Origin of the sequence: Bacteroides intestinalis DSM 17393 (assembly GCF_000172175.1) — a bacterium.
Lineage (GTDB): Bacteria > Bacteroidota > Bacteroidia > Bacteroidales > Bacteroidaceae > Bacteroides > Bacteroides intestinalis.
Window position 1 is genome coordinate 78858 of record NZ_ABJL02000002.1, and the last position, 24346, is coordinate 103203.

The 24346-nt window shown below is 41.2% G+C and carries 21 protein-coding genes and 1 tRNA gene; 13 read left to right on the top strand and 9 right to left on the bottom strand.

From position 1 onward, the window contains the following. Positions 1-121: 121 nt before the first annotated feature. On the bottom strand, positions 122-1474 hold the full coding sequence (locus BACINT_RS01230; protein WP_007659960.1) for an MATE family efflux transporter: 1353 nt from the start codon (positions 1472-1474) through the stop codon (positions 122-124). Positions 1475-1696: 222 nt separating this feature from the next. On the opposite strand from BACINT_RS01230, the gene lysS reads away from it, so the two are divergent. The 4 genes from lysS (at position 1697) to BACINT_RS01250 (ending at position 6819) form a co-directional block, all read left to right on the top strand. Continuing rightward, entirely contained in the window at positions 1697-3427 is a 1731-nt protein-coding gene (lysS, locus tag BACINT_RS01235) for a lysine--tRNA ligase (protein ID WP_044154611.1), read from the top strand. Positions 3428-3528: 101 nt separating this feature from the next. Beyond that, positions 3529-4524 (top strand): NAD(P)H-dependent glycerol-3-phosphate dehydrogenase, encoded by a 996-nt coding sequence (locus tag BACINT_RS01240; RefSeq protein ID WP_007659963.1) that lies wholly within the window; start codon positions 3529-3531, stop codon positions 4522-4524. Between the two features lie 109 nt (positions 4525-4633). After that, complete coding sequence (locus BACINT_RS01245) at positions 4634-5971, top strand: glucose-6-phosphate isomerase (protein WP_007659964.1); 1338 nt, start codon at positions 4634-4636, stop codon at positions 5969-5971. A 101-nt stretch (positions 5972-6072) separates the two neighbouring features. Beyond that, positions 6073-6819 (top strand): HAD family hydrolase, encoded by a 747-nt coding sequence (locus BACINT_RS01250; RefSeq protein ID WP_007659965.1) that lies wholly within the window; start codon positions 6073-6075, stop codon positions 6817-6819. Positions 6820-6840: 21 nt separating this feature from the next. On the opposite strand, the gene BACINT_RS01255 is transcribed toward BACINT_RS01250, so the two are convergent. Then, positions 6841-7185 (bottom strand): helix-turn-helix domain-containing protein, encoded by a 345-nt coding sequence (locus BACINT_RS01255; protein ID WP_007659966.1) that lies wholly within the window; start codon positions 7183-7185, stop codon positions 6841-6843. 149 nt (positions 7186-7334) lie between these two features. Between BACINT_RS01255 and BACINT_RS01260 the strand changes: the two genes are divergently transcribed. Both BACINT_RS01260 and BACINT_RS01265 read left to right on the top strand, forming a co-directional pair. Continuing rightward, the gene (locus BACINT_RS01260; RefSeq protein WP_007659968.1) at positions 7335-7928 is read left to right on the top strand and encodes a hypothetical protein; all 594 of its coding nucleotides are present in this window, start codon (positions 7335-7337) and stop codon (positions 7926-7928) included. A gap of 2 nt (positions 7929-7930) precedes the next feature. Beyond that, positions 7931-8218: a UpxY family transcription antiterminator gene (locus tag BACINT_RS01265; RefSeq protein WP_007659979.1), complete on the top strand. Its 288-nt coding sequence runs from the start codon at positions 7931-7933 to the stop codon at positions 8216-8218. A 59-nt stretch (positions 8219-8277) separates the two neighbouring features. On the opposite strand, the gene BACINT_RS01270 is transcribed toward BACINT_RS01265, so the two are convergent. After that, a tRNA-Arg gene (locus tag BACINT_RS01270) sits at positions 8278-8350 on the bottom strand. Between the two features lie 204 nt (positions 8351-8554). On the opposite strand from BACINT_RS01270, the gene asnA reads away from it, so the two are divergent. Both asnA and ung read left to right on the top strand, forming a co-directional pair. After that, positions 8555-9592: an aspartate--ammonia ligase gene (gene asnA / locus BACINT_RS01275; RefSeq protein WP_007659981.1), complete on the top strand. Its 1038-nt coding sequence runs from the start codon at positions 8555-8557 to the stop codon at positions 9590-9592. Between the two features lie 147 nt (positions 9593-9739). Then, entirely contained in the window at positions 9740-10402 is a 663-nt protein-coding gene (gene ung, locus BACINT_RS01280) for a uracil-DNA glycosylase (RefSeq protein ID WP_007659983.1), read from the top strand. A gap of 19 nt (positions 10403-10421) precedes the next feature. On the opposite strand, the gene BACINT_RS01285 is transcribed toward ung, so the two are convergent. The 3 genes from BACINT_RS01285 to BACINT_RS01295 all read right to left on the bottom strand — a co-directional run bounded on the left by BACINT_RS01285 (position 10422) and on the right by BACINT_RS01295 (position 15533). Then, positions 10422-13199 carry a putative LPS assembly protein LptD gene (locus BACINT_RS01285; protein WP_044154612.1) on the bottom strand — a complete coding sequence of 926 codons (2778 nt, stop codon included), beginning with the start codon at positions 13197-13199 and terminating at the stop codon, positions 10422-10424. 79 nt (positions 13200-13278) lie between these two features. Continuing rightward, positions 13279-13815 (bottom strand): HD domain-containing protein, encoded by a 537-nt coding sequence (locus BACINT_RS01290; RefSeq protein WP_007659986.1) that lies wholly within the window; start codon positions 13813-13815, stop codon positions 13279-13281. Then, entirely contained in the window at positions 13812-15533 is a 1722-nt protein-coding gene (locus tag BACINT_RS01295) for an ArnT family glycosyltransferase (RefSeq protein WP_007659987.1), read from the bottom strand. Before BACINT_RS01295 ends, BACINT_RS01290 begins: the two co-directional genes overlap by 4 nt. 86 nt (positions 15534-15619) lie before the next feature. Here BACINT_RS01295 and BACINT_RS01300 point away from each other — a divergent pair, with 86 nt between their 5' ends. Continuing rightward, positions 15620-16000: a GtrA family protein gene (locus BACINT_RS01300; RefSeq protein ID WP_044154613.1), complete on the top strand. Its 381-nt coding sequence runs from the start codon at positions 15620-15622 to the stop codon at positions 15998-16000. A 50-nt stretch (positions 16001-16050) separates the two neighbouring features. Continuing rightward, positions 16051-17004, top strand: a complete 954-nt coding sequence (locus BACINT_RS01305; protein WP_007659989.1) for a glycosyltransferase family 2 protein — start codon at positions 16051-16053, stop codon at positions 17002-17004. 12 nt (positions 17005-17016) lie between these two features. Here BACINT_RS01305 and BACINT_RS01310 read toward each other — a convergent pair whose 3' ends face one another. Both BACINT_RS01310 and BACINT_RS01315 read right to left on the bottom strand, forming a co-directional pair. Beyond that, entirely contained in the window at positions 17017-17865 is an 849-nt protein-coding gene (locus tag BACINT_RS01310) for a helix-turn-helix domain-containing protein (protein ID WP_021967658.1), read from the bottom strand. Positions 17866-18387: 522 nt separating this feature from the next. After that, positions 18388-19347, bottom strand: coding sequence for a hypothetical protein (locus BACINT_RS01315; protein ID WP_007659991.1), 960 nt, complete (start codon positions 19345-19347; stop codon positions 18388-18390). Between the two features lie 140 nt (positions 19348-19487). Between BACINT_RS01315 and BACINT_RS01320 the strand changes: the two genes are divergently transcribed. The 3 genes from BACINT_RS01320 (at position 19488) to dnaA (ending at position 23387) form a co-directional block, all read left to right on the top strand. Further along, positions 19488-20732: an N-acetylmuramoyl-L-alanine amidase family protein gene (locus BACINT_RS01320; protein WP_007659992.1), complete on the top strand. Its 1245-nt coding sequence runs from the start codon at positions 19488-19490 to the stop codon at positions 20730-20732. A gap of 22 nt (positions 20733-20754) precedes the next feature. Continuing rightward, entirely contained in the window at positions 20755-21648 is an 894-nt protein-coding gene (locus BACINT_RS01325; RefSeq protein WP_044154614.1) for an MlaD family protein, read from the top strand. Between the two features lie 350 nt (positions 21649-21998). Next, positions 21999-23387, top strand: coding sequence for a chromosomal replication initiator protein DnaA (gene dnaA, locus BACINT_RS01330; protein ID WP_007659995.1), 1389 nt, complete (start codon positions 21999-22001; stop codon positions 23385-23387). Here the strand turns inward: dnaA and BACINT_RS01335 are convergent. Next, complete coding sequence (locus BACINT_RS01335) at positions 23384-24118, bottom strand: NADPH-dependent oxidoreductase (RefSeq protein WP_007659997.1); 735 nt, start codon at positions 24116-24118, stop codon at positions 23384-23386. The two genes, dnaA and BACINT_RS01335, sit on opposite strands and share 4 nt — an antisense overlap. Positions 24119-24346: the final 228 nt, after the last annotated feature.

The following is a 24346-nucleotide window of genomic DNA, read 5'->3' on the forward strand; positions in this document are numbered from 1 at the left end:
TCAATCTAAATATTGGTTTACTAATAGCAAAAGTAAGGATTTATAGGAAAAAAACAAAAAAATAATCTATACTAATTTTCCGGTTATAACTAACTTTACCACGAACCGCATGTTTTTCACACTATCCTTCGCCTCTTTTAAATTTACGGAACTGGCTAACCAACATCACCATTGCCACCAAACTGGCAAGCAAATCGGAAACCGGCATACTATACCAAACACCGGCCGCACCGAAGAAACGAGGTAGAATTATCAGTGCCGGAAGCAAGAAAAGCATCTGGCGGGTAAGAGACAAAAAGATAGCCTTGCTCGCCATCCCGATACTCTGGAAGAAATTCGACGTCACCATCTGGAAACCGATTATCGGGAAGAACATCACTACAATACGTAGTCCACGTGCCGAAATAGCTATCAGTTCTTCGTCAGAAGTAAATATGGAAACCACCAGATCGGGTATAATCATCCCCATCAGGAAACCGGATGTGGTGACAACCGTAGCAAAGATTATAGTCAGTTTCAGCACCCGGGAAACACGTGCATATTGCTGCGCACCAAAGTTATATCCGGCAATAGGCTGCATGCCCTGATTCAATCCCATCACGATCATTACGAATATAAATACCAGGCGGTTGACAATACCGAATGCACCGATAGACAAGTCTCCGCCATAGCGCTTCAACCCCTGATTAATGACAATTACAATAAAACATGCTGCCAGATTCATCAGGAAAGGAGACATACCGATAGCAAGCGAATCCATCACAATCTTACGGCGCAGGCGGAATATACCGCGATGGAAATGTAGCAGTTCGTCTTTGTTACTGAATATCTTGAATTGCCACAACAGTGAAATAACCTGTGCTATGATGGTGGCAATAGCAGCTCCACGAATCCCCCAGTCGAAACCGTAAATAAACAAAGGGTCAAGTATCGTATTGATGACTACTGTAGCGATAGTGGCGTACATTGCCTTTTGCGGATGTCCGGAAGAGCGTAGAACAGCATTTAAGCCAAGATAAAGATGGGTGACGACATTGCCCAGCAAAATAATCTGCATGTATTCGCGGGCGTACTTCACTGTTTCGTCACTACCCCCAAAGAAGTAAAGGATGGGATCGAGGAATATCATCGTAACAACCGTAAATGCCAATCCCAGCACGATATTTAGCACCAGTACATTACCCAAAATACGTTGGGCTGTATCGTAATCTTTTTGTCCCAGTTTAACCGAAACCAATGTGGAAGCTCCAACTCCTACCAACGAGCCAAACGCAGCAGCAAGATTCATCAGGGGAAAAGTTAGCGCCAATCCCGAAATAGCCATTGTGCCTACTCCGTGACCGATAAAAATGCTATCCACCATATTATATAAAGAAGATGCCGTCATAGCGATAATTGCCGGTACGGCATATTGCATCAGTAGCTTTCCAATCTGTTCTGTTCCCAACGCTGTGGGTGCCTTTTGTCCTGTCATAATACCTATTCCTCTATTTTAGGGTGCAAAGGTACTGATTTTCCCATAAGCAAACAAAAAAAGGAGAACAAAGAGATTATCGCTACTTCAAAGAGAAATTCATTCACTCCACTGAGAATGTACACGTTGACTTTAAACTTTTCCTAATTCTCCCCTTCTTCATGCCATTATATGAAAAATGTTTCGTATTTTTGCTCCCAAATTGTGTTAATGTACAACGAAATGAATGTATTAGAACTAAGTGAACAGGAAATCATTCGACGTAATAGTATGAATGAACTTCGCGCGATGGGCATTGACCCCTATCCCGCTGCAGAGTATGTAACCAATGCTTTCTCTACAGATATAAAAGCGGAATTTAAAGATGACGCAGAACCTCGCAAGGTATCCGTAGCCGGACGTATGATGACGCGCCGGGTGATGGGTAAAGCTTCGTTCGTTGAATTGCAGGACTCCAAAGGTCGCATTCAGGTGTATATCACTCGCGACGATATCTGTCCGGGAGAAGACAAGGAACTCTACAATACTGTATTTAAACGCCTGCTCGACTTAGGCGACTTCATTGGAATCGAAGGTTTTGTTTTCCGTACTCAGATGGGCGAAATCAGTATCCACGCCCAGAAGTTGACCGTATTGGCAAAATCCATCAAGCCACTGCCTATCGTAAAATACAAAGACGGTGTAGCTTATGACTCTTTTGAAGATCCTGAACTGCGTTATCGCCAACGTTACGTCGACCTTATTGTAAATGACGGCGTAAAAGATACATTCTTAAAACGTGCCACTGTCATTAAGACCATGCGTGCCGTACTGGATGAAGCCGGCTATACCGAAGTGGAAACTCCCATTCTGCAATCTATAGCAGGTGGAGCAAGCGCCCGCCCGTTCATTACCCACCACAACTCACTGAATATCGACCTGTATCTGCGTATCGCTACCGAGCTTTACCTGAAGCGTCTGATTGTAGGTGGTTTTGAGGGTGTTTATGAAATCGGCAAGAACTTCCGTAACGAAGGTATGGACAAGAACCATAATCCGGAGTTCACCTGTATGGAGCTTTACGTACAATATAAGGATTACAATTGGATGATGAGCTTTACCGAAAAATTGCTGGAACGTATCTGCATTGCTGTAAATGGCAGCGAAGAGACTACCATCGACGGTAAGACTATCAGTTTCAAGGCACCATATCGCCGCTTGCCTATCCTGGATGCTATCAAGGAAAAAACCGGTTACGACCTCAATGGCAAGAGTGAGGAAGAAATCCGCCAGATCTGTAAAGAGCTGAAGATGGAGATTGATGACACCATGGGCAAGGGTAAGCTGATAGATGAAATATTCGGTGAATTCTGTGAAGGAACCTTTATCCAACCGACATTCATCACTGACTATCCTGTTGAAATGAGTCCGTTGACCAAGATGCACCGCAGCAAACCGGGTCTGACTGAACGTTTTGAATTGATGGTGAATGGTAAAGAACTTGCCAATGCGTACAGTGAGTTGAATGATCCCATCGATCAGGAAGAGCGTTTCAAAGATCAGTTACGCCTGAGCGAAAAGGGTGACGATGAAGCAATGTTCATCGACCAAGACTTCTTGCGTGCTCTGCAGTTCGGTATGCCTCCTACATCTGGTATCGGTATTGGTATCGACCGTCTTACTATGCTGATGACAGGTAAGTCATATATTCAGGAAGTGCTATTCTTCCCGCAAATGCGTCCCGAGAAGGTTATCCCGAAAGATGCTCCGGCCAAATATATGGAACTGGGTATTGCCGAAGACTGGGTACCCGTTATCCAGAAAGCCGGCTACAACACAATAGAAGACATGAAAGGTGTAAATCCGCAAAAGTTACATCAAGACATTTGCGGTATCAACAAAAAATACAAATTGGAACTGACCAACCCGTCTGTAAACGACGTAGAAGGCTGGATCGAAAAAATTAAGAATTAAAGAATTAAAAATTAAATAAGAAGATTAAAGATCGAACGAGGGAAAGGAGTTTACTTTCCTTTCCCTCTTTTAATTTTTAATTATTAATTATTAATTTCGATATGAAACTACCCGGAAAGATAGCCATAATGGGCGGAGGAAGCTGGGCTACAGCCATTGCAAAAATGGTACTTGCTCAGGCTGAGTCGATTAACTGGTATATGCGACGAGATGATCGTATAGCTGATTTTAAACGACTGGGCCATAACCCTGCCTACCTGACGGGCGTCAAATTTGACATGAAACGTATCAATTTCTCCTCGAACATCAACGATGTGGTGAAAGAGTCTGATACGCTGATATTTGTCACTCCTTCCCCTTATCTCAAAGCCCACTTAAAGAAACTGAAAACGCGGATACGGGATAAATTCATCATCACTGCTATTAAAGGAATCGTACCCGATGACAATCTGATCGTATCGGAGTACTTCACAAAAGAATATGGCGTTCCACCTGAAAATATTGCTGTATTGGCAGGTCCCTGCCATGCGGAAGAAGTAGCCCTGGAACGTCTCTCTTATCTCACCATTGCCTGCCCGGACACAGACAAAGCATGCACCATCGCCCGCCGTCTGGCCAGTTCATTCATTAAAACATCTGTCAGCAATGACGTAGCCGGTATAGAATACAGCTCTGTACTGAAAAACGTGTACGCCATTGCCGCAGGTATTTGCAGTGGTCTGAAATATGGTGATAACTTCCAGGCAGTATTGATATCCAATGCCGTACAGGAAATGAATCGTTTCCTGCAAACTGTACATCCGTTGAACAGAAACGTGAATGATTCTGTTTATTTAGGTGACTTGCTGGTGACAGGGTATTCTAATTTCAGCCGTAACCGTACGTTTGGTACAATGATCGGTAAGGGATACTCTGTGAAAAGTGCGCAGATAGAAATGGAGATGATTGCTGAAGGATACTACGGAACAAAGTGTATCAAGGAAATCAACAAACATCACCATGTCAACATGCCGATACTGGATGCTGTCTATAACATCTTGTACGAACGCATTTCACCCATGATAGAAATCAAGTTGCTGACTGACTCGCTCAGATAGAAGTATAATAAACAACATACAATAAACATCTTTTAAATCAAAAGCAACTCAGTTCCCCCTTTTCCATGGGAAAGGGATGAGAGGAGAGGCTTTTAAAACCTAGAATATTATGATTAGTTTGAACATCGAAAAGACTTTTGGATTTATCTCCAAAGCATCTGTTGCTGCTTACGAAGCTCAGGTAAAGGCTGCGCAGGAAGCATTGGAAAACGGTACCGGAAAAGGAAATGACTTCCTGGGCTGGTTGCACCTCCCTTCATCTATCAGTCAAGAGCATCTGGCCGACCTGAAAGCTACTGCACAGGTTATGCGCGACAATTGCGATGTAGTAATCGTTGCCGGTATCGGCGGAAGCTACCTCGGCGCACGTGCAGTTATCGAGGCTTTATCAAACAGTTTCACCTGGTTACAGGAAAAGAAAACTGCGCCTGTCATGATCTATGCAGGACACAATATCAGCGAAGATTATTTGTATGAACTGACCGAATTCCTGAAAGACAAGAAATTCGGTGTCATCAATATCTCCAAATCAGGAACTACTACCGAAACTGCTCTTGCTTTCCGCCTGCTGAAAAAGCAATGCGAAAACCAACGCGGTAAGGATATGGCTAAGAAAGTAATCGTTGCCATCACGGATGCAAAGAAAGGCGCTGCCCGCATTACAGCCGATAAAGAAGGTTACAAATCATTCATTATCCCCGATAACGTAGGAGGACGTTTCTCCGTACTGACTCCGGTAGGTTTATTGCCGATTGCAATAGCTGGCTTCGACATCGAAAAATTAGTTGCCGGTGCTGCGGATATGGAAAAGGCTTGCGGAGTAAATGTTCCGTTTGCAGAGAACTTGGCTGCACAATATGCCGCTACTCGTAACGAGTTGTACAAGAATGGCAAGAAGATTGAAATTCTTGTGAACTTCTGCCCGAAACTGCACTATGTAAGCGAATGGTGGAAACAACTTTACGGAGAATCGGAAGGTAAGGAAAATAAAGGTATTTTCCCGGCTGCTGTAGACTTCTCTACTGACCTGCACTCCATGGGACAATGGATTCAGGAAGGCGAACGCACTATCTTTGAAACTGTAATCTCTGTAGAGAAAGTAGACCACAAACTGGAAGTGCCTTCTGATGAAGCAAACCTGGACGGCCTGAACTTCCTGGCAGGTAAGCGTGTGGACGAAGTAAACAAGATGGCCGAACTGGGTACTCAATTGGCTCACGTAGACGGTGGTGTGCCTAATATGCGTATCATTATCGAAAAACTGGACGAATATAACATCGGTCAGTTGCTTTATTTCTTTGAAATCGGTTGTGGTATCAGCGGTTATCTGCTGGGCGTTAATCCATTTAACCAACCAGGTGTAGAAGCATACAAGAAGAATATGTTTGCTCTGCTGAATAAGCCGGGATACGAAGAAGAGTCAAAAGCTATCCAGGCAAGACTCTAAAGAGGAGTAAGTTAAACACAGATAGACGAGGTGTGAATGATTAAACTCATTCACACCTCGTTTTTTTATTGTATCTTTGCAGCTATAAAACAATAGGTATTATGTTTCAAGAAGCTATCGCCCGTTATCTTCAATCCAGCGGGCACTCACAAATTCAATTGAAATCTGTCCTTTTTGATATGGACGGTGTATTGTTCAACTCTATGCCTTACCATGCCGATGCCTGGCACAAGGTTATGGAACGCCATGACCTCCATCTGAGCCGTGAAGAAGCTTATCTGCATGAGGGGAGAACCGGAGCTGCTACCATAAATATCGTTTATCAGCGGCAATACGGTAAAGATGCCACCCCTGAAATGATAAAGAGTATATATGCAGAAAAGAGTGCTGAGTTCAATAGTAATCCTGAACCGGAACGTATGCCCGGCGCATGGGAAGTACTGCAAAAAATAAAAGCAGACGGACTGGTCCCTATGGTAGTTACCGGCTCCGGGCAACATTCATTGTTAGACCGGCTGTCACACAACTTCCCCGGTATGTTTCACCGAGAATTGATGGTAACCGCCTTTGATGTAAAATATGGTAAGCCCCATCCGGAACCCTATCTGATGGCTCTGCAGAAAGGGGGAGTAAAACCCAATGAAGCTATCGTGGTGGAAAATGCACCTATGGGCGTACAAGCTGGTGTAGCCGCAGGTATATTCACTATAGCCGTCAACACAGGTCCTATCAATGGACAAGTATTATTAGATGCGGGAGCAAATGTACTATTCCCGTCCATGCAGGCATTTTGTGATAATTGGGAGAAATTACATGAAGCATTCGGACAAATAAACCGGACACTTTGATATTTTTGGAAAAGAAGAAAATCATTTCAGTAGCTCCGCTATTTTTTTCTTCAAGTTTAATTTTATGATTTCCTCCGGCTTTAATTCCAACTCTATCAGAACCTTAGCAGTCGGCACTTTGTAAGCTTCGTCTTTTTTATCACAATTTATCTGTTCCTTACTAATAGAATATAACAGAGCAAAATCATAATCCAAAGCCTTTGATACGTTATAGAGAGTATCTGTATCAATGCTTTTTCGTGTCAACATATAATCAACACTTTGAGGCTTAACTTGCAGTCTTCTTGCAAGTTCCGCCTTTGTCACTTGCTTTTCAGCCATGACATTTTTTATAATTTCACCTATGTATATATTGGGCTTTTCCATTTTAATGAAGGTACGATTTATAATTTAGACCTAAAGAATGAAAAATAAAATTTTATCTGTTCATACACTTCATTTTATTCATAATTTATTTGTTTAATCAGATATATTTTGATACTTTTGTCACAAAATCATATAAACAATTAACAGCTATGACGTTATTAATCCTTATACTTATAGCCATTCCTATCTGTATTTTGATAATTTTATTATGGATATACAACGACTATCGCAAATATAAAAAGCAGCAAAGCTTCCTACTTTTGCTTTTTTGGACTTTACCAGCCACTATGCAAGCCCAATATGTAGACAAAAACTGTTGCATAAGCTTCAAATGGCATGAAAACCAACAAGGAAAACTGGAATGTATAAACGGAAATCTCACCTATGAGTTCATTCCTAATGAAAGTTTTTGGAAAATAATTATCCGGAATAATTCATCTGATGCTGCGCAAGTCAATTGGGAAAATGCGCAATTCATCATCAACGGACGCGCCTCAGGGCTATTGCTTTACCCGGAATCAGAATCTTCCCCTTCAAAAGAAATAATAAACGGTAATAGTGAAATTAGTGAAACCTGTACAGCAAGCATCTTGATGGAAGGTACAAAAAACAAAAAGATATATAACCCAAAAGATATCCGAAAAGGTAATAAGATAGCAGTCAGTATTATTCTTCCCATAGCTATCGCCAACAAACCCCAATTCTTCACAACCTTCGATTTCGTAGTTAAGCAAGCTTACTAACCATGAAACTTCAAGACATAAAAAAATATCTCAACGAAACACGGAACTGGTACATCGTACTAACATCACCTTGGAAAGAAAAAAAAATAAGGGAAGACTTGGATAACAAAGGCATCATAAGCCACCTCCCTACCACTTATGTACAATATAAGTGGAAAGAAAAGATAAGAAAAATACAGATTCCGACTGTCAATAGGTGCATATTCATTTATGCCACTGATTCGGAAATAAAGACACTGAGAGTAACATACTCAATACTACCATTGGAAATGATAAAAATAGAAGATTAACATACTATATAAGAAAGAGGGGATACTTTAAATAGTATCCCCTCTTTTTTCTTATATAGTGACCCGGGTGGGACTCAAACCCACGACCTTCAGAACCGGAATCTGACGCTCTATTCACTAAGCTACCAGGCCTCAAATGCGGGGACAAAAGTATAAAAAATCCGGGCATATTCCTAATGATTTATCTTTTTTTACTGCAAAGACTTCAAAATAAGAATGTTATTTTGAGAGCAACAGGTAGTTAATAAGGAACAATTTGACAACAAATTCGTTCAAAACCGATGCAAATATAAATATTATACCTATATTTGCCGAACAAAAACATAGTATACACTTATGAGTTATCTAATAAAACCAGAAGGGTACAAACCCTTATTGGACTTAAAACAAACAGAATTAGGAATCAAACAGATTAAAGAGTTCTTTCAGTTGAACCTTTCATCGGAATTACGTTTGCGTCGCGTCACCGCCCCGCTTTTTGTATTAAAAGGAATGGGTATCAATGATGACTTGAACGGAGTGGAACGTGCCGTATCATTCCCTATCAAAGATCTGGGAGACGCACAAGCTGAAGTTGTACATTCACTTGCCAAATGGAAACGACTGACATTGGCAGATTATAATATTGAACCCGGATATGGCATCTATACGGATATGAATGCCATACGCTCAGATGAAGAACTGGGAAACTTACATTCACTCTATGTAGACCAATGGGACTGGGAACGTGTTATTACTGCTGAAAACCGGAATGTGGATTTCCTAAAAGAAATAGTAACCCGCATTTATGCCGCCATGATCCGCACAGAATATATGGTGTATGAGATGTATCCGGAAATCAAGCCTTGCCTGCCTCAAAAGCTGCACTTCATTCACGCTGAAGAATTGCGCCAACTCTATCCGGACCTGGAACCCAAATGTCGCGAACATGCTATTACCAAAAAGTATGGTGCAGTATTCATTATCGGTATCGGTTGTAAGTTAAGTGACGGAGAGAAGCACGACGGACGTGCCCCGGACTACGATGACTATACTTCAGAAGGTCTGAATGGCCTCCCCGGACTGAATGGTGACCTTTTGCTATGGGATGATGTACTCCAACGCAGTATTGAGCTCTCATCCATGGGTATCCGTGTAGACAAGGAAGCTTTACAACGCCAGTTAAAACAGGAAGGAGAAGAGAAACGCCTGGAACTTTACTTCCACAAGCGTTTGATGAGTGATACATTACCTCTGTCTATAGGTGGCGGTATAGGGCAATCACGCCTTTGTATGTTCTATCTCCGCAAAGCACATATCGGTGAAATTCAAGCCAGTATCTGGCCAGAAGATATGCGTCAGGAATGTAAAGAGCATAATATATATCTGATTTAACATTTTCTCAATAACAGGAAGAGGCAGAGATTTTTTGATTTCTGCCTCTTTGTTTATCACCCACTCTAAGAAATAAAGCCAATGTCCTGCCATCGGAACCGGATAAAAATAGTATCTTAGCGTCCGAAACTTTTAACATACAAAATTATGAATGTTCAAATAGAAGAAAGTTGGAAAGCACGTTTGGAACCGGAATTCGAAAAAGACTATTTCCGCACACTAACTAATTTTGTACGGGAAGAATATAGCCAGTATCCGATATATCCTCCGGGAAAGTTGATATTCAATGCTTTCAATCTTTGCCCATTCGACAAAGTGAAAGTAGTCATTATCGGTCAGGATCCTTACCATGGTCCCGGACAGGCTCACGGGTTATGTTTTTCCGTCAATGACGGGGTTCGTTTTCCCCCTTCGCTGATTAATATATTCAAAGAAATTAAAGATGATATCGGCACCGATGCGCCCAACACAGGTAATCTGACCCGCTGGGCCGAGCAGGGAGTTCTGCTTCTGAATGCTACACTGACCGTTCGTGCCCATCAGGCAGGTTCTCACCAAAACCGCGGTTGGGAAACATTCACCGATGCAGCTATACGTGTTCTTGCCGAACAACGGGAACACCTTGTTTTTATTCTCTGGGGATCATATGCGCAACGTAAAGGTGCATTTATTGATCGTAGCAAGCACCTGGTACTGACATCCGCACACCCCTCCCCTCTATCAGCTTACAATGGTTTCTTTGGAAACAAGCATTTCAGCAGAGCAAACGCTTACTTAAAGGAACATGGTGAACAGGAAATTGCATGGTAAGAAAGGATCTTAAATTCTCTTAGTACCACTTGATATTCGTCTGAGTCTGACTCTTTTTGTCATATTTCAAGTCTTGTAGAATGCTCGCATTTGCGCGAATCACAAAACTATAATACTTCCATGTGCCAAAAGGAGAAAGGCTTGCAGACATACTGAAACAGTGCAGGTCACGCGTTATATTGAAAGAGGTTTGCACAATCTTCTTAACATTAAAGTCATAACCGGAGTTGAAGCTGACAGCCCATTTATTTGAGATTTTTATATTACCATTGATATTGAGGGCATTCAGGCTAAATTTATATGGATAACGCATACTCTCTCTATTGATAGGCTTTGTGTTATCTTCCGTAATATTAAAACCTGTACTCAGATTTATGGACCAAGGCATCTTAAACTCCTGATAGCCGTCGCTATCTACAGCAGCTTTTTCTTTCTTTCGCTTTGTAGGAGCACCTGACTCAGAATCATCAGCTTCATCACCTTCACTATCCGTATCAGTCTGCCCATTTCCCTTGCCATCATCATCCGCTTTTTCTCCGGTAAAGAATGCTTTCCATTTCTTCCACGTGTCATTATTAAGCGTGTAACTGAAAGAAGTTCCGTATCCCTGGAAACGCCCGAAACGCCCATAAGACCATTCCGTACGATTACTTGTTATTACATTACCATTCTTATCAAAATCGTAAGCATAAGTAGCAAAAACTGAACTCATACTGAAGGTATAGCTCTTGCTCAATTTCAAACGTAGATTTAGGGTAAGATTACTCCATGGACGTACTTGAGCAGCCGTATTATATGAAATGCTGGCACCCAACTCATCAATCAAACTCACCTTACGTATAGAGTCGTTTTTATCCCTGTATTTCATTTCCAGGTTATTGGAAATCTGAAATGAAATATTTCCCGACCTACCTTGTCCCGGCACACCAAACATTTGATCAGCATACGGAGAGTAAACAACGGTATCCTGTGTTCCGTCAGCATTGGGCTTAAGATAAGTATCATAGTAGCCATAACGGGAAGAGCCAAAGTCCGGCGATGCACTGATGCTGATAGAAGGAGTGATGACATGGCGAATCTGTATCTCTTTCTTCTTCATAAACAAAGGCTTATACATGCCATAAATCTTTGTATTGACACCCAGGCTCGCACTATAATTATATACTCGGTGGAAGCCGTAGACAGTATCAGTATTCACAACCTGCCCACTGGTACCTGAATTCGGATCCCAATCCTTCATCACCTTACGGGTGTACCAACGCTCCGTATAGCTAACAGACGGGGTTACATTAAAGTATTTGAATAACGTAAATGTTGCACTGACAGGTATCTCATGTTTCATGCCATTCTTCCAGTCCTTGATCAGATTAGACTTGAACAGAAGATTATCTTTTGTAGTAATACTGTTAGAAAGACGTCCGCTATAACGAACAGAGATCTTCTCATACCACTTCTCATTTCCTACTGCATTCTTCCGTTTAAAAGGGAAAATGGTGCTCAGGGTAATGTTTAGGTCCGGCAAAGTCACAGCAATAGATGAATCTTTCATATTCTGTGCAATGTTACCGGTAGCTGCAATAGAAAGTTTCTGATCGGGGAAGTTACGCGAATAGCTGACACTGGATGTTTTAGTATTTTGTGTCATAGCCTGCGAGTTATACATATTACCGATATTGGTGCGCTCGTAACTACTGGAAGAGAAGTTCACACTGGCCGAGAATGAAGAGTTAGGATTAGCCTTCGGGTCCTGGCGGTGTGACCATACAACTTTAAAGTCTTTTGCCACCATATAATCTTCCAAACCCTTGTCACCCGTCTTGGTCACCTGATAACTGGCCTGAAACAGACCTGAGAATTTATAACGGACATTGTAATTAGTTTCTGCATTCAGCGCCCATGAACCTTTCGTGAAAATATCCCCCCTTAACTTTAAGTCCATCTTATCGCTAATGGCAAAGTAGTAACCACCATCCGTCAGACCAAAACCACGAGCAGAGTCATCCATATAGCTCGGCATTATGAAACCGGACGAATAGCTGCTGGAGAAAGGAAAGAAGAAAAAGGGAACAGCAAGAGGCAACGGAACATCTTCAATTACCAGATATGCAGGTCCCGTCACAACATTTTTCTTGGGACGCACCTTGGCATAAGTCATCTGCATATAGAAGTGTGGATGATCATGATTATCGCAAGTGGTATAACGACCGCTTTTCATGTACAACTCATCATTCATACCCTTCTTGGCATTATTACCGGTAACATATCCCTCACCCTGCTGGCTGACTACATTACTAATAAGCCCTTTCTTACTTTTAAAATTATACCGTATCGTATTTGTTTCATAAGGTGTATCTCCATCTTTGAAGACGGGTCTTCCCTTTATCACCTTTAACGAATCTTCCACACCATGAGCAAAGACCGTACTACTGTCCATATTCATGGTTATCACTTCAGCGGCCAGTTCTATATTTTGGTAATTCACTTTGCCGTCGCCATACAAGTTGGCCACACCACCTTGTGTAAACACAATGGAGTCATTAGCTTCATAAATAACCGGAGCATCCAGCGGTTGCTTCTTCTTGGCAGGCTGCAACTGAATCGTATCGTTTTGCAGCGTATCTCCTCTCAACAGGGTATCTCCCTCTTGCACACCTCCTATATTAAAGGTGTCAGTCCGTTCGATTCCTGTAGGAACAGTCCTTCCACGCCGACGTTGCGAAAAGGCCTCGTCAGGGATCAGGAGTAAGACTAGTAGTAGTATGAATGATATGAATGTATTTGCTTTCAATGGCGTAATCAACTAATAGTTTCCGCTTGAAGGGGCAAAAGTACGTAAATTATACGGATAATCTCCCTTTTTAAAGAAATTTAGAATGCTACAAGAACTGTTCGCACCAATGGTCAAAACGTTCCAAGCCTACATTACCGAAATTAGAGATACTTTTTCGAGCCTTCTCTACCGTTTTTTCCCGTTCCAAATGAGTTTTGGAATAAAACTTATCGGCAAAGCAAATTACTTGCTCTTCCATACTCACCGGAAGCATATCCCGATGAGGTACAGGCAAGTTTTGTGCAATAATATCGTCTAGAGAAAGTCCTGCGCCTGTATGTCTTTCACATACCAACGCATGACGGGGATACCCTTCCCGGCGCATCAAATCAGCTCCCAGATAACCGTGACAGATATAAGGCTGATCACCAAAACAAAAGATACCCGGAGCATTAGTCAGAAAAATACCAATATCATGAAGCATACCCGCTTCATATAAAAAGTCTTTATCCAAGTTAAGTTCCGGATGGCCGTCTGCAATGCGGAGAGCCTTCTCGGCTACCAGACGGCTATGCACCAATAAGATATGCTTCCGCTCATTATCTTCCGGATAATATGCATCAATCAATTCTATCGGATTCATTTTTCACTGAATTTATAAATCAATACCTTATCGCGTAAATCACAGCTGCGATAAGGAGTAAGATAGATTTCCTCCAACTGATATTTATCTGAATACTCTTTCAGAAAGTCCTCTTTGGTTCGTTCGGAAAGCATCACATATCCCGTTCCGGAAAGACCGGGAGTAAAATTCCTCATCCGATCATTCAGATAGTAATTAGTGCAATAAAAACGAATCAGCCGTGTAGTGTACGAATACATGACCCCGTCCTGCACATAAGTATTTACTTCTTCTGCCAGACGCTTGTCTGATTTCGTAGACAGTACCGTAGGTTGATAAACACCGTCTAAGGAAACAAACAGGCACAAGATACAACCGGCTATACCATATAATAATGAACGAGAATCCGCCTTTTTTGCCAATGCAATCAACATACAGACACCTGCAATTGGCGGCAAAGCCACAAGCAACCATTTAGAGAATGACAAATCCACATTCTCCAATGCATTCATGAATCCTACGTTTTCCATGGCATGCTTTCCCGTTCCCCAAACACTATCAGGAATCAGTCCGAGACGCACCACAGCAAACGTTATCGTGAGCAACAAAGCCAGCGAAGCAAAGATATAAGCCGAAATTTTAAAGACTTTCGCTCCCCGCTGTACCAAAGCCAGCAGATACTCGGCTATCAACACCGCCATAAAGGGATAGATAGGAAGCAGATAAACACTTCTTTTACTCTTAGGAATACAATAGAACACAAAAATAAAGAGTATAACTACCCATGTGAATAATTGCAGAGGCGATTGTGAACGGAATTTATTCCAGGCTTTCTTTATACGTTCACCGAAAGATGAACCTTCAGGCAATAAGCTTATATTTTTCCATTTCAAACCAAAGAGAGAAATCAACAGTACTAAAGTCCAAGGTATCCATCCCCAAATAATGGTCAGGAAATTATACCATAGCGGATTTTCATGCGAATCATAAGACATCTTACCCATGAAACGGCCTGTATTTTCTTCCAGCATTAAATCTATAAAAGATTGGCCTCCCTGTACATAAGCCGCACTAATCCAAGCAGCATATGGAATCAGGGAAAGTATTCCTATCACAAATAACCGGAAAAATGTTTTCCAGAAAGGACGTCTGCGTAATAATTGGTAGAGACCGATACTGACACAAGGGAAAATGGAACCTACCGGCCCCTTGGTCAACGTGGCGCAGCCCATCAATAAAATAGCCAGCCATGGAATTCCGCGACATTCTTTCTCATCCCAGCGGAACAACAGACATAATGAAATGACAATAAATGATACCTGCACCATATCGACACGGCAAGCTACCGCTGCCCGATGCACTTCGAAAGAAGAGAGGAGAAGAATGGAAGCAAGAAAAGCCGTCTTCACACCTTTGCGCTTTGCTATAAAAGAAAAAAACACCAACTGCATAGCCAGAAATGCAAGAGCAGACGGCAGGCGGGACGAATATTCCGTCACTCCACCCAGAAGCGACGACACAGTGGCAATTGACCAATAAAAGAAAGGAGGTTTATAAGCTATATCAGTTCCATAATTTACCGGAAGTATCCAATTTCCACTCTCCAGCATAGAAAATGCAACGATAGCCTCGCGTGGTTCTCCTTTGGAATAAAAAATAGTTTCTCCTAGAAAAGGGAGTATCACAAGCACACTGAGCAGTGCTATAAACCAGAATGCTTTCTTCCTATCATCTGACATATATTTCTGTTTTTAATGATTTCTGTGCGCAAAAGTACAAATTATTCTGCAACAATCCCTAACTTTGCCATCTCAATTCTATGAACATGAAGAGACTGAAACAACTACCTGCATTTGTCCGTTTCATTATGGTAGGCATCTTTGCTACCACCCTACACTATGGAATATATATTATACTCCAGCAGGTCATCAATGTCAACATAGCCTACAGCATAGGTTACGTACTCAGTTTCATCGCCAATTTTTACCTTACAGCCTTTTTCACTTTCAGAAAAAAGCCGTCCTGGAAAAAGGCTTTTGGGTTTGGTGGAGCACATCTGATCAATTACCTTCTACATATGAGTTTGCTGAATCTATTTCTCTGGTTTGGAATATCCAAACCATTTGCACCCATACCGGTATTCGCCATCGGCATTCCGGTAAACTTCTTGCTGGTTAGATTCGTTTTCAAATACAAAGGAAGATAATTTGTTTTTCTCCCGATTTCTTACGAATATTGCAAAAAGAACTATTGATTATGAAAGAAGCTCCAGTACTTGCTATCGTAGTACCTTGTTATAAGGAAGAATCTGTTTTACACGAAACACATAAACGGCTCAGCCAATTGCTCGATCGGCTGATAACTGAAGAACGCATATCTTCCAAAAGTTATATACTATATGTAAACGATGGTAGTACAGACCATACCTGGAAAATCATCAAGGAATTTTATAAAAATACGTCGTATGCCTGCGGGCTGAATCTGGCTGGAAATGTGGGCCATCAAAACGCACTTATGGCCGGACTGAATACTGTAAAGGAACGTTGCGACGCAGCTATTTCCATTGATGCCGACTTGCAGGATGACGTCAATGTCATCCCTGAGATGATAGAACGCTATATGGAAGGCAATGATATTGTTTATGGTGTTCGACGTGAACGCAAGACTGACACTTTTTTCAAACGCACCACCGCCCTCGCCTTCTATCGACTGATGAAAACGATGGGGGCAAAATCAGTTTATAATCATGCAGATTATCGGTTAATGAGTAGCCGTGCCATCCAGCAACTCTGTCGCTTCCGCGAACGTAACCTTTATCTGCGTGGATTAGTGCCTCTCATTGGTTATCAAACCGCCTGCGTTTATTATAATCGCGACAAACGTTTCGCCGGAGAGTCGAAATATCCTTTTAAGAAGATGTTGAATTTTGCTATTGACGGAATCACGTCTTTTTCAGTCAAGCCTGTACGCATGATATTCTGGTTGGGCTGCATTTTCCTTCTGATAGCTCTCTGCGTCACTATCTGGACCCTACGTGCATACTTTCTTCACAATACAGTACCCGGCTGGTCATCCCTGATGATTTCTCTTTGGTTAGTAGGTGGTACTATACTCGTATCCCTGGGAATTGTGGGTGAGTACATCGGAAAGATCTACATTGAAGTAAAAGATCGTCCACGCTACAACGAGGAGGAATTATTATTACGTTAAAAGAGAAAAGGGTCATTTATCTCTGTACTTCAATGGAGAAACTCCTGTATGCCTGCGGAAGAAACGGCAAAAAGTAGCCAGATTATCAAAACCTAATGATATACCTATCTCTTTTATGCTAGTACTGGTAGATTTCAGTTGCGTTTTTGCATCTATAATAATAAGGTAGTCTATCACATCCAAAGCAGTCATATTGGTACAACTCTTAATATTACGGCACAAATTCTCCTTCGAAGTCCCTAATTCTTTTGCATAGAATGATATTCCTCGTTCTGTCCTATAATGTATCGCAACCAATTTAAGAAATTGCCGGCTCATTCTAACATTTTTTGGGGATTTAGCCCATCTTTCTTCCAAATTATCCTGATAATACATTGCAATACTCGTATGAATGCAAGTGCCCAACATACTTCTCAACACTTCTTTATTATTATAGATTTCCGGAACTTCGCGTATCATTTTCCATAACGATATGGAACGTAGCATATAAAGTTCCAAATTCTCAGATATATGCTTAACAGGCTCCTCAAAGATAATAAACAAATAATCAAATGCTTTTTTAAAAAACTCCACCTCATGCATGATCTTCGGAGAAAAGCCAGCATATGAAAAGCGAAGATCTGGTGAAACGTTATGAATCTGTAGAAAAGAGTTATCCAGCAAAGTGATGTAATCATTCTCACGAACAATATATCTTCCATAATTTAATGTAACTTCTATACTTCCTTTCATACATACCACAAAGATAGTTCCCTTTACATGATAAGGATTCTCCAAATAATCCTGCAAATCATCTGCCGAAACATTTTCCTTAGCTACAATATCTTCCGATATTTCAAAAAGAAGTCTACTTTCTTCCATTACAATTTTTTCTAGTAAATTTCTACAAAAATACATTTAATCCGGGCAAATGCACATTCTATCCATTCTTTCAACAAGCTCTCTAGAGTTAAAGTTTGTCAACATATCAACAATTGAACATTTTCGCAAATATCCGTACTCCTTTTTCACTCATCTTTTTTGGTTTTGGTCGAATTAAGAAAGAACTTTGTAGCATTAATCAAGTTATTGAATATTAAGATTTATACTATCTTAATACAAGTAAAGAAAAGGGAACGTCATTTGATCAGTAACATCGATCTTATATATTCCTACTTTTCTTTAAAAAGGAGCAAACACAAAGATTTTCTGCCCTGCGATATCTAATAAAAAGCACTTAAGATATCGCAACAGCACAACGCATCAACATAGAGAGCGAGGTTAAAATTGCACTACAACCTCAAGATTGCTTGATAAGGACAACCCCCTACCGATTAAAGGTATATTATCTGAAACGGTAGGGGGATATCCAAGGCAATCCCCCCTTGAGAATGCTAAACGTTTTTAAGGCACAGATTGTTTCTTTCTTTTCTTCCATAGTTGCCAACTATTAATCAAATTTTGCCAGAGAACATAAGATCCCGGCCCTACAGAAGATAAAGGATTTAAATAAGTATAAGCCATCCAAATGGCAAGAACGGTATTCTTCTGCCCCAAAGCCTGTCCTCCACTGATCCGATCATTATAATGCCCACCAATCCTTTTACCCAAAAAGAATTGCAGACAACAAGTAATCAATCCTGCAAGAGCTATCAGAATTTCAACAGAAACCGGCGCATCACTATTTACCAATGAACGGACTGTCTGTCCGGATACGATGGCAAGCGCCACACCCCATAGATAAAAAGCAAGATCATGGAAACCTAACAAGAAATGATGTACACGCGGCATAAATAGCCGTAGGAACCATGCCAGAAGAAAAGGGAAAAGCAATAAAGGAAAGACTTTACTAAGAATCTTCAAAAAGGCTGCAAAGAAAGTCATATCAGCATGAGGTTCCACCAATGGAAAGACTAATGGGACTGCCACTGCTGCCAACAAATTAGATAATAAAGTATAGGTAGTCAATGTAGACGCACTGCCTCCCAATTTTCCGGTAATAACAGCCGCCGCTGTAGCCGTTGGACAAATAAGACAAACCATAGCTCCTTCAAACACTTCCCTGTAAACTTCCGGCATCGGACAACATACCAGCAAAGCAGCAAGTGCCAGGCAAGACAACGTCTGAATTAACAGCAACCAGCCATGCCATGCTTTTGGTTTCAATTCATTCAGATTCTCCACCTTACAAAAGGTCAGTAATAGCTGGGCAAATATCAGCAGAGGGGTTATGTACGCAATCAAATCACTGATATATGGTTTGGTAGGCGCCAAGAAAGGGACATTCGCAAGGATGAAGTACCCCAAAGTACCTGAAAGCATTGCCATTGGCAACGTCCAGTTCTTAAGAAAACGAACTAACATACCTTTTTCTATTTAATTTGCGGGTGCAAAGTTAGTCCCTTTTAAAGAAATCTATCACAAATCCGGGAGAAAAGTGACAAAACTTCACACAAAGCATCAGTTTTCTATAAATTTCCACTACATTTGCAACGGCTTTTAGTATGGAACTCTATAAACGATACATATTATATATAAGTATTTGCTTCGGGCTGTTCATCTCTCCTTTTTGTACCACCAGCATCGAAGCGAAAGATTTCGTTGTCGTTATTGACGCCGGACACGGCGGGCATGATCCTGGCGCTTTAGGCAAATTCTCCAAAGAAAAGACCATCAATCTAAATGTTGCCCTCAAATTGGGAAAACAAATAAAGAGGAACTGTCCGGACGTAAAAGTGGTATATACTCGCGAACGGGATGTATTTATCCCTCTTGGCCGACGTGCGGATATTGCCAATAACGCTAAAGCCGACCTGTTCATTTCCATTCATACCAATTCTGTGGCAGGTAGTAAAACAGCCAAAGGCGCCTCTACATGGACACTCGGTTTAGCTAAGTCGGACGCTAATTTGGAAGTAGCCAAGCGGGAGAACTCCGTGATTTTATACGAAAGTGATTACAAAACACGCTATGCAGGATTTAATCCGAATTCTGCAGAATCGTACATCATCTTTGAATTCATGCAAGACAAATACATGTCTCAAAGTGTGCATCTGGCTTCACTGGTACAAAAGGAGTTCCGCCATACCTGTAAACGTGCAGACCGTGGTGTGCACCAGGCCGGTTTCCTGGTACTCAAAGCCAGTGCCATGCCCAGTATCCTGGTAGAACTCGGTTTTATATCCAACCCGGAAGAGGAACGTTATCTAAACTCGGAAACCGGAAGTACTACATTGGCAAACGGAATCTTCCGCGCTTTCCTGTCCTATAAACGTGAACATGAAATACGTATGACAGGAAGTAGCCGTACCATATTACCGGAAGAAACAGATGCCGGCAATGTAGAGGAATCAGATACTACCAACGAAAAGACTGAGGAATCTCCCGAAATCCCCCAAAAACCAGCGGCAGCCTCTCCCAATACTACCAGAACAAAACAAAATGCAGGAAAAGTTACCGAATCGCAAACCGATTCCGGCAGTCCAGTGTTTAAAATACAAATACTCACCTCTTCACGTCCTATCGCAGCCAATGATAAAAGACTGAAAGGTTTGAAAGGTGTGGAACATTTCCAGGAAGGTGGACTTTATAAATATACATACGGTTCATCAACAGACTATAACAAGGTAGTACGTACCAAACGTGAAATAACGCCAAAGTTTAAGGACGCTTTTATCATCGCTTTTAAGAATGGTAAGAAGATAAACGTTCAAACGGCTATCGAGGAGTTCAAAAAGAAAAAGAAATAAATAATAAGACTATAACATCATGATGAAGTATCTTACGAAAGAGGTTAGAATAGGAATAGCGGGTATTGTTGCCCTCTGCATATTAGTATACGGTATTAATTACCTGAAAGGTATCCACCTGTTTAAGCCTACCAACTATTTCTACGTCAAGTTCCATAACATAAATGGATTAACCAAATCAAGTCCGGTCTTTGCCGATGGCTTCCGTGTAGGTATTGTACGCGATCTTTATTACGACTACACACAATCCGGAAAAGTCATAGCAGAAATCGATGTAGATCCGGAATTGCGCATTCCGAAAGGTAGTACTGCTGAACTGACCTCTGAACTTATGGGAGGTGTCAAAATGAATCTATTGCTGGCAAATAACCCGCGCGAAAAGTACCAGACAGGCGATACTTTACAAGGTAGTGTCAACAATGGCGTCATGGACCAAGTAGCCGCAGTTATGCCACAAGTAGAGAAAATGCTTCCCAAGCTGGACTCAATTCTTGCCTCACTAAATACGATACTTGGAGATCCGGCAATCCCGGGTACGCTTCATAGCGTACAAAACACGATGGCGAACATGGAAGTGACCAGCCAACAATTACAGGCTATCATGAGTAAAGATATTCCCCAACTCACGCAAAAGCTGAATACTATCGGGGATAACTTCATCACAGTCAGTAATAACTTGAAAGAAATAGATTATGCCGCTGCGTTTGCCAGCATAGACTCTACATTAGCTAATGTAAAAATGATTACAGACCAGTTAGGCAGGAAAGACAATACGATTGGTTTATTATTAAATGATCCGTCGCTCTACAACAATCTGAATGCCACAACAGCCAATGCAGCCAGCCTTCTTGAAGACCTGAAATCGCACCCCAAAAGGTACGTTCATTTCTCCTTGTTCGGCAAAAAAGATAAGTAGGGAAAAACTTATTAAATAGAATAAGTCTAAATAACAGGAGCAAACAGGTTTGAAAGAAAAAGCCGCGGTAAGTCCATGTAGGAACTAAAGTATTCCCTTCTGCACAATCCATCAGAAAGTTTAAAATCCTGTTATTTAAGTGCATATTATATTATAATACAGATACTTATAAAAATGCAATAGCCCTCAAAAGGGGCTATTTACATGTAAATAGATAAGTGATTGAAAGTAAAGAGCTTATTACTTTTAACAGAAAAACAAGAAAAAACACATTTGTTTTTCTCAAATAAGATTGCGAATTTTGCAAGCGTAGAAGTTTTGCTTAATTAATAAATGTATTCAAAGCCGTTATGAGTGAATTAAATCATGTCGGGCTATGGAACCGCTGTCTTGAAATCATCAGAGACAATGTTCCGGAGCAGACATACAAAACATGGTTTCTCCCCATCATACCTTTAAAATATGAGGACAAGACGCTGGTCGTACAGGTACCCAGCCAGTTCTTCTATGAGTTTTTGGAGGACAAGTTTGTTGACTTGTTACGTAAAACTCTATATAAAGTCATTGGTGATGGTACCAAGTTATTGTATAATGTAATGGTGGATAAGAGTTCACGTACTACCGTTAATCTCGAATCTACCCCCCGCACCATTATTCCACAGAAAAAGATAATCGGCAAAGAGATACCGCAAGCGCCTATTGCAGATTTAGATCCACATCTGAATCCTGAATACAACTTCGAAACATTTATTGAAGGCTATAGCAACAAACTTTCACGCAGCGTAGCAGAAGCTGTCGCTCAGAATCCGGCAAAAACAATTTTCAATCCGCTGTTTTTCTATGGAGCGTCAGGTGTAGGCAAGACACATCTCGCAAATGCTATCGGCACAAAAATTAAAGAACTCTATCCGGACAAAAGAGTATTATATGTATCGGCACATTTGTTCCAGGTACAATATACTGACTCTGTACGTAATAATACAACAAATGACTTCATCAACTTCTACCAATCAATTGATATATTGATTATTGATGATATTCAAGAATTTGCCGGTGTTACCAAAACGCAGAATACATTCTTCCACATCTTTAATCACTTACACCAAAACGGCAAACAGCTTATCTTGACTTCGGACCGTGCTCCCGTATTGCTGCAAGGTATGGAAGAACGACTCATCACCCGTTTCAAATGGGGCATGGTAGCTGAACTGGAAAGACCGACTGTAGAATTGCGCAAGAACATCCTTCGTAATAAGATACACCGTGACGGATTACAATTCCCTCCGGAAGTAATCGATTATATCGCAGAAAATGTAGGCGACAGTGTGCGTGACTTGGAAGGCATCGTTATTTCCATCATGGCACATTCTACTATATATAACAAGGAAATTGATCTGGAACTGGCACAACGCATTGTGCGGAAGGTAGTGAAAAGTGAAAGTAAAGCGGTTACTGTTGATGACATCATCAATGTGGTATGCAAGCATTTCTCACTGGATACCGCTACAATCCATACCAAGTCACGGAAACGTGAAGTAGTGCAGGCACGCCAGATAGCTATGTTCCTCGCCAAATCTTACACAGATTTCTCAACGGCTAAGATAGGAACACTGATAGGCAACAAAGATCACGCGACTGTATTGCACGCCTGCAAAACCATTAAAGAATTACGGGAAGTAGACAAGGCTTTCCGCGCAGAAATAGATGATATCCAAGCATCATTAAAAAAGCAGGGTTAAAATCCCTGCTTTTTTATTACTTTCCAAAGATTCTCCGACATTACTTCGTTATCTTCTTTCTTATAACGTACATCAGTAAAGACTTGCGCCAAAGTTTCTTTGTTGTTTTCAAGAATAAACTGCTTATTTTCAGGCAAAGATTCCTTATAAGCATACAGGCGATCTATATCTCCAGGGGTATAATCATGATACGTCTCCTCATGTACAATAGCTTCCAACGACAACCGATCTACCTGCGCAGGTTCCTCAGCAGGCCAACCCACTGTCACTGTTGTAATAGGAAACACCAATTCAGGCAGCTCCAGGGCCTCAATTATCATTTGCGGATTGTAAGTCGTCGTACCCAGATAGCATATACCTAATCCTTTTTCTTCCGCAGCTACACAAAAAGTCTGAGCTGCCAACAAGGCATCTACAGAACCGGTTACGAACCACTCTAAATTATTATACCCGGGAGTTGCTTTTCGTTGTTCGCACCATTTAGTAAAACGACGCAGGTCTATACAAAATGTTAAAACTACAGGCGCAGTTTTCACCATCGGCTGATTAAAATGAGCCGGTGCCAGCTTAGCTTTCCTTTCTGCATCACGCGTTACAATTACACTATACACCTGCATATTCCCGACTGTAGAGGCTCGGAACGCAGAATCAAGCAAATCATTTAACAAATCAGAAGAAATATCTTTCTGCTGATATTTGCGGATTGTTCTTCTCTGTTTTAGGATTTCCATTCTTCTATTTTTTTGCAAATATAAGAAAAGAATGGCAGATTGTTACCAAAGAACAAATTTAAAGTTTATCCATGTTTTCTAAAAGGAATTAGCCCATCCAGTCAAGTTTGAAAAACAATTTTCTTTTTGGAAAACTTTTTGTTCACCACACAATGCTAATATTTTATAAATCAGCAGACTATCATTCTAAAATAAAAATCTCACAGCCTGTTCATAATTTATTCTATT

Coding starts and splice junctions, on each gene's coding strand:
- BACINT_RS01230 (WP_007659960.1), bottom strand. CDS start 1,474: ATGACAGGACAAAAGGCACCCACAGCGTTGGGAACAGAACAGATTGGA.
- lysS (WP_044154611.1), top strand. CDS start 1,697: ATGAATGTATTAGAACTAAGTGAACAGGAAATCATTCGACGTAATAGT.
- BACINT_RS01240 (WP_007659963.1), top strand. CDS start 3,529: ATGAAACTACCCGGAAAGATAGCCATAATGGGCGGAGGAAGCTGGGCT.
- BACINT_RS01245 (WP_007659964.1), top strand. CDS start 4,634: ATGATTAGTTTGAACATCGAAAAGACTTTTGGATTTATCTCCAAAGCA.
- BACINT_RS01250 (WP_007659965.1), top strand. CDS start 6,073: ATGTTTCAAGAAGCTATCGCCCGTTATCTTCAATCCAGCGGGCACTCA.
- BACINT_RS01255 (WP_007659966.1), bottom strand. CDS start 7,185: ATGGAAAAGCCCAATATATACATAGGTGAAATTATAAAAAATGTCATG.
- BACINT_RS01260 (WP_007659968.1), top strand. CDS start 7,335: ATGACGTTATTAATCCTTATACTTATAGCCATTCCTATCTGTATTTTG.
- BACINT_RS01265 (WP_007659979.1), top strand. CDS start 7,931: ATGAAACTTCAAGACATAAAAAAATATCTCAACGAAACACGGAACTGG.
- asnA (WP_007659981.1), top strand. CDS start 8,555: ATGAGTTATCTAATAAAACCAGAAGGGTACAAACCCTTATTGGACTTA.
- ung (WP_007659983.1), top strand. CDS start 9,740: ATGAATGTTCAAATAGAAGAAAGTTGGAAAGCACGTTTGGAACCGGAA.
- BACINT_RS01290 (WP_007659986.1), bottom strand. CDS start 13,815: ATGAATCCGATAGAATTGATTGATGCATATTATCCGGAAGATAATGAG.
- BACINT_RS01295 (WP_007659987.1), bottom strand. CDS start 15,533: ATGTCAGATGATAGGAAGAAAGCATTCTGGTTTATAGCACTGCTCAGT.
- BACINT_RS01300 (WP_044154613.1), top strand. CDS start 15,620: ATGAAGAGACTGAAACAACTACCTGCATTTGTCCGTTTCATTATGGTA.
- BACINT_RS01305 (WP_007659989.1), top strand. CDS start 16,051: ATGAAAGAAGCTCCAGTACTTGCTATCGTAGTACCTTGTTATAAGGAA.
- BACINT_RS01310 (WP_021967658.1), bottom strand. CDS start 17,865: ATGGAAGAAAGTAGACTTCTTTTTGAAATATCGGAAGATATTGTAGCT.
- BACINT_RS01315 (WP_007659991.1), bottom strand. CDS start 19,347: ATGTTAGTTCGTTTTCTTAAGAACTGGACGTTGCCAATGGCAATGCTT.
- BACINT_RS01320 (WP_007659992.1), top strand. CDS start 19,488: ATGGAACTCTATAAACGATACATATTATATATAAGTATTTGCTTCGGG.
- BACINT_RS01325 (WP_044154614.1), top strand. CDS start 20,755: ATGAAGTATCTTACGAAAGAGGTTAGAATAGGAATAGCGGGTATTGTT.
- dnaA (WP_007659995.1), top strand. CDS start 21,999: ATGAGTGAATTAAATCATGTCGGGCTATGGAACCGCTGTCTTGAAATC.
- BACINT_RS01335 (WP_007659997.1), bottom strand. CDS start 24,118: ATGGAAATCCTAAAACAGAGAAGAACAATCCGCAAATATCAGCAGAAA.